This is a genomic window from Rhodococcus sp. CX (genome assembly GCF_015865005.1).
Taxonomy (GTDB): Bacteria; Actinomycetota; Actinomycetes; order Mycobacteriales; family Mycobacteriaceae; genus Rhodococcus.
The window spans coordinates 24,100-28,922 of sequence record NZ_JADZGH010000034.1; the positions used below are offsets into that span (position 1 = coordinate 24,100).

Consider the following 4,823-nt stretch of genomic DNA (forward strand, 5'->3'; position numbering starts at 1 on the left):
TGCGCCATCTGCGCCTCGTCCTTCTCCTCCGACATCCCGATCGGACCGATCATCGTGCCGTTGAGGAACTGCTTGACCACCGGCTCGTCCGAGGTCAGCAGCACCTCGCGCGGACCGAACATCACCAGCTCGCGACGGAACAGCATGCCGATGTTGTCCGGCACCGTCCGCGCCAGGTTGATGTTGTGCGAGACGATCAGGATCGTCGCGTCGATCTCGGCGTTGATGTCGATCAACGTCTGCGAGATGTACGTCGTGCGCACCGGATCCAGCCCCGAGTCCGGCTCGTCGACCAGGATGATCTGCGGATCGAGCACCAGCGCCCGGGCCAGGCCGGCACGCTTGCGCATACCGCCGGAGATCTCACCGGGCAGCTTGTCCTCGGCCCCGAGCAGACCGACCAGCTCGAGCTTGTCCATCACGATCTTGCGGATGTCGGACTCGGACTTCTTGGTGTGCTCGCGCAGCGGGAACGCCACGTTGTCGTACAGGTTCATCGACCCGAACAGCGCGCCGTCCTGGAACAGCACCCCGAACAGCTTGCGGATCTCGTAGAGCTCCTTGCTCGAGCACTGCAGGATGTCCGTGCCGTCGATGACGATCGATCCCTGCTCCGGGCGGAGCAGGCCGATCAGCGACTTCAGGAACACCGACTTACCCGTACCGGACGGGCCCAGCAGCGCACTGACCTCACCCGCGGGCAGCGTCAGCGTGACGTCCTGCCAGATCCTCTGTGAGCCGAACGACTTGGTGAGCCCCTCGACCGCTACCTCAACTCCCACCGTTACCTCCACACCTCTCCGACACGGTCCCCACCTGTGGGTCGCGTCACTCTATCGCATCGGAGTGGTACCTGTGACACCGGATCCTACCCAAGAGTAAGAAAGGTGGTCAACGCCGGCGACATACCCTGACTTATGTTGTGACCTGCGCTGATGCGACGCACGTCACTCGGTTCGTCGCCAACATAGCGCCACGGGTTCGATCCCGCAGGCCAACCCGCCGGAGAGCCGGAAAACACGAAAAAGGGCCGTTTCCCGCGGACCTCACGGTCCGGGGAAACGGCCCTGTTCACACTCGAACGCCGGTCACCCGGCGAGCAGCGCAGGAACAGCCGTCTTACTTGACGGTGACCTTGGCGCCGGCCTCCTCGAGCTTCGCCTTGGCAGCGTCGGCAGCGTCCTTGGCGACCTTCTCCAGGATCGGCTTCGGAGCACCCTCGACGAGGTCCTTGGCTTCCTTCAGGCCCAGGCCGGAGACGATCTCGCGGACGACCTTGATGACCTGGATCTTCTTGTCGCCGGCACCCTCGAGGATGACGTCGAACTCGTCCTGCTCGGACTCGGCCTCGGCAGCGGCGGCCGGAGCGCCGGCAGCGGCAACGGCGACCGGAGCAGCAGCGGTGACCTCGAAGGTCTCCTCGAATGCCTTCACGAACTCCGAGAGCTCGAGCAGGGTCAGTTCCTTGAACGCGTCGAGCAGCTCTTCGGTGGTGAGCTTCGCCATGATGGCGGTCCTTCCTGTAAGTCCCTCGTCGCTGATCCGCGACCGTGGGATGGTGCGTGCCGGAGCACGCGTGGATGTGTCAGTGATTCGCGGTGACGCGGATCAGCTTCAGGCGGCCTCTTCGGCCTTCTTCTCCTGCAGGGCGGCCGCCAGGCGAGCCACCTGCGAAGCAGGAGCGTTGAACAGGCCTGCGGCCTTTGCCAGGTTGCCCTTCATCGCGCCTGCGAGCTTGGCCAACAGCACCTCGCGGGACTCGAGGTCCGCGATCTTGTTGACCTCGTCCACGGACAGCACAGCGCCGTCCATGTACCCGCCCTTGACGACGAGTGCCTTGTTGTCCTTCGCGAAGTTCTTCAGAGCCTTCGCGGCGTCGACGGGCTCACCGGCGATGAACGCGATCGCGGTGGGTCCGACGAACAGATCGTCAAGGCCCTCGACGCCTGCCTCAGCGGCAGCACGCTTGACGAGGGTGTTCTTGGCGACGGAGTAGGTGGCACCCTCTCCGAGAGCGCGTCGCAGCTGGGTAAGACTTCCGACCGACAGACCGCGGTACTCCGTGATCACGGCGGCCGTCGAGTTCTTGAACTGCTCGGTGATCTCCGCAACCGCGGAAACCTTCTCGGGCTTTGCCATACTTCGCCTCCTCTCAGTAACAGTCGTTTTCCCGTCCGTCCCGTGCGGGACGTCCCACTTACGAAAACCGCACGGCCGGAAACGACGAACGCCCCGGTGCAGGGCACACGGGGCGCAGAAGGAGAAGGCTCACACGATTCGCGCGTCGCCGCGCGATATGTCCACATCTCCCCTTACCTCGTTCACCTGCGTGGGCCGCCGGACGATTCTCCGGACCTTCAACCGAATCCGCACGCGGACCCGGTGACCAACGGTCTTGGGTAGAACATGATCGGGGTGAAGATCGGCACAATGCCGAACTACGCAGGAAAGAGTACCGGACTCCGTCCCGGGAATGCAAAACGGGCCCCGGACGCCCCCTGCAATGCGAACGGCCGGCCCGGACGCGAGGTCCGGGCCGGCCGTTCGTGCTTCGAGAGCGTGTCGTCGACCTTACTGGTCGGCGTCCTCGAGGAGGTTACGCGTACGCGCCGGATCCACCGGGATGCCCGGGCCGGTGGTCGTCGCGATCGTGACCTTCTTGAGGTAGCGACCCTTCGCGGAGGACGGCTTGGCCCGCAGGACCTCGTCCAGCGCAGCCGCGTAGTTCTCCACCAGCTTGGCGTCGTCGAACGAGGCCTTGCCGATCACGAAGTGCAGGTTCGCATTCTTGTCGACGCGGAAGTTGATCTTGCCGCCCTTGATGTCGGTGACAGCCTTCGCGACATCCGGGGTGACCGTGCCGGTCTTCGGGTTCGGCATCAGACCACGCGGGCCGAGGACACGCGCGATGCGGCCGACCTTGGCCATCTGGTCCGGGGTGGCGATCGCGGCGTCGAAATCGAGCCAGCCGCCCTGGATCCGCTCGATCAGGTCCTCGGCACCGACGACATCGGCGCCGGCGGCCTCGGCCTCGGCGGCCTTCTCGCCGACCGCGAACACGATGACGCGGGCGGTCTTACCCGTGCCGTGCGGCAGGTTGACCGTGCCGCGCACCATCTGGTCGGCCTTGCGGGGGTCCACACCGAGACGCATCGCGACCTCGACGGTGGCGTCGTAGTTCTTCGACGACGTCTCCTTGGCCAGCTTCGCAGCCGCGAGCGGGCTGTAGAGGGTGGAGGCGTCGATCTTCTCAGCGGCGGCGAGGTACGCCTTGCTGCGCTTTGCCATGTTCTGTCCTAACTTCTCACCGTACGGTGAATGGTTCGGTCGTGGTAACGGGCCTGGCAGGCCCTCCCACGGGTTCCTGCTGTGGGCGTCAGCCCTCGACCGTGATGCCCATCGAGCGCGCGGTGCCGGCGATGATCTTCGCGGCGGCCTCGATGTCGTTGGCGTTCAGGTCTTCCTGCTTGGTCTTGGCGATCTCGCGCACCTGGTCCATGGTGACCTTGGCGACCTTGGTCTTGTGCGGCTCGCCGGAGCCCTTCTGCACACCCGCAGCCTTGAGCAGCAGCTTCGCCGCCGGCGGGGTCTTCAGCTTGAAGTCGAACGAACGGTCCTCGTAGACCGTGATCTCGACCGGCACGACGTTGCCGCGCTGCGACTCGGTCGCGGCGTTGTAGGCCTTGCAGAACTCCATGATGTTGACGCCGTGCTGACCCAGCGCGGGGCCGACCGGCGGAGCCGGGTTGGCCTGACCGGCCTGGATCTGGAGCTTGATGAGCCCGGCAATCTTCTTCTTCTTCGGGGGCATCTCTATTCCTAGTTTCTTGCTCGGTGTGGTTCTTGCGTATTGCTACTGCAAGTTCTGTGGGGTCCGATCCCGGAGCAGGTCAGATCTTGGAGACCTGGTTGAACGACAGCTCCACGGGGTTTCGCGACCGAAGATCGACACCAGGACCTTGAGCTTCTGCTGCTCGGCGTTGACCTCGCTGATCGACGCGGGCAGCGTCGCGAACGGCCCGTCCATCACGGTCACGGACTCGCCGACCTCGAAGTCCACCTCGATCGTGGGCTTGGCGGCGGCCGCGGTGGCCTCGCCGGTCGTCGCCGCGCCGGCGGCCGGCTTCTTCTTCGACTGCTGCGGCAGTAGGAACTTGACGACCTCCTTGATCGTCAGCGGCGACGGACGCGAGGTCGCGCCGACGAAGCCGGTGACGCCGGGGGTGTTGCGCACCGCGCCCCACGACTCGTCGTTCAGTTCCATGCGCACCAGGATGTAGCCGGGCAGCACCTTGCGGTTGACCTGCTTGCGCTGGCCGTTCTTGATCTCGGTGACCTCTTCCGTCGGCACCTCGACCTGGAAGATGTACTCCGCGAGGTCCAGGTTCTGCACGCGGGTCTCGAGGTTGGCCTTCACCTTGTTCTCGTAACCGGCGTACGAATGCACGACGTACCAGTCGCCGGGCTCGAGGCGCAGCTGCTTCTCGAGAGCCTCGGCGGGATCCACCTCGGCCTCGGCTTCGGCCGCTTCTTCGACGGTCTCGATGCCCGCCTCTGCCGACTCCTCGGCCGCTTCCGCGGTCGCGGTGTCGTCGACAAAGACCTCGTCCGAAACGCTCTCCTCGGCCGAAGGCTCGTATGAGTCGTTCTCGGGGGTGCTCACCGGGGCACTTTCCTCTCGTCGATCACAATTCGCCGGCACGCGTACGCGCTAGCCGAACAACCAGCTGACGCCCTTCACGAACGCCAGATCAATTCCAAAGATGAATGCGGTCATGACCGTCACGAAGACCACGACGACCGTCGTGTAGGTGACGAGCTGC

General features: G+C 64.9%; 6 protein-coding genes and 1 pseudogene. All 7 read right to left on the reverse strand.

The genetic code is table 11. From position 1 onward, the window contains the following. Positions 1-782: ABC transporter ATP-binding protein (locus I0Q12_RS03020; RefSeq protein WP_307845990.1), on the reverse strand; the 782-nt coding region annotated here is incomplete at its 3' end. A gap of 337 nt (positions 783-1,119) precedes the next feature. After that, positions 1,120-1,506 (reverse strand): 50S ribosomal protein L7/L12, encoded by a 387-nt coding sequence (gene rplL, locus I0Q12_RS03025; RefSeq protein ID WP_003937621.1) that lies wholly within the window; start codon positions 1,504-1,506, stop codon positions 1,120-1,122. 108 nt (positions 1,507-1,614) lie between these two features. Then, positions 1,615-2,139 carry a 50S ribosomal protein L10 gene (gene rplJ / locus I0Q12_RS03030; protein ID WP_197250541.1) on the reverse strand — a complete coding sequence of 175 codons (525 nt, stop codon included), beginning with the start codon at positions 2,137-2,139 and terminating at the stop codon, positions 1,615-1,617. Positions 2,140-2,571: 432 nt separating this feature from the next. Further along, the gene (gene rplA, locus I0Q12_RS03035) at positions 2,572-3,288 is read right to left on the reverse strand and encodes a 50S ribosomal protein L1 (protein WP_197250542.1); all 717 of its coding nucleotides are present in this window, start codon (positions 3,286-3,288) and stop codon (positions 2,572-2,574) included. An 88-nt stretch (positions 3,289-3,376) separates the two neighbouring features. Next, a complete protein-coding gene (rplK, locus tag I0Q12_RS03040; RefSeq protein ID WP_006552290.1) occupies positions 3,377-3,811 on the reverse strand; it encodes a 50S ribosomal protein L11 in 435 nt (144 codons plus the stop codon). A gap of 79 nt (positions 3,812-3,890) precedes the next feature. Next, positions 3,891-4,663 (reverse strand): annotated as a pseudogene (nusG, locus tag I0Q12_RS03045) (transcription termination/antitermination protein NusG). Between the two features lie 48 nt (positions 4,664-4,711). Further along, a complete protein-coding gene (locus I0Q12_RS35030) occupies positions 4,712-4,777 on the reverse strand; it encodes a hypothetical protein (protein WP_374068544.1) in 66 nt (21 codons plus the stop codon). Between the last annotated feature and the right edge of the window lie 46 nt (positions 4,778-4,823).

Coding starts and splice junctions, on each gene's coding strand:
- rplL (WP_003937621.1), bottom strand. CDS start 1,506: ATGGCGAAGCTCACCACCGAAGAGCTGCTCGACGCGTTCAAGGAACTG.
- rplJ (WP_197250541.1), bottom strand. CDS start 2,139: ATGGCAAAGCCCGAGAAGGTTTCCGCGGTTGCGGAGATCACCGAGCAG.
- rplA (WP_197250542.1), bottom strand. CDS start 3,288: ATGGCAAAGCGCAGCAAGGCGTACCTCGCCGCCGCTGAGAAGATCGAC.
- rplK (WP_006552290.1), bottom strand. CDS start 3,811: ATGCCCCCGAAGAAGAAGAAGATTGCCGGGCTCATCAAGCTCCAGATC.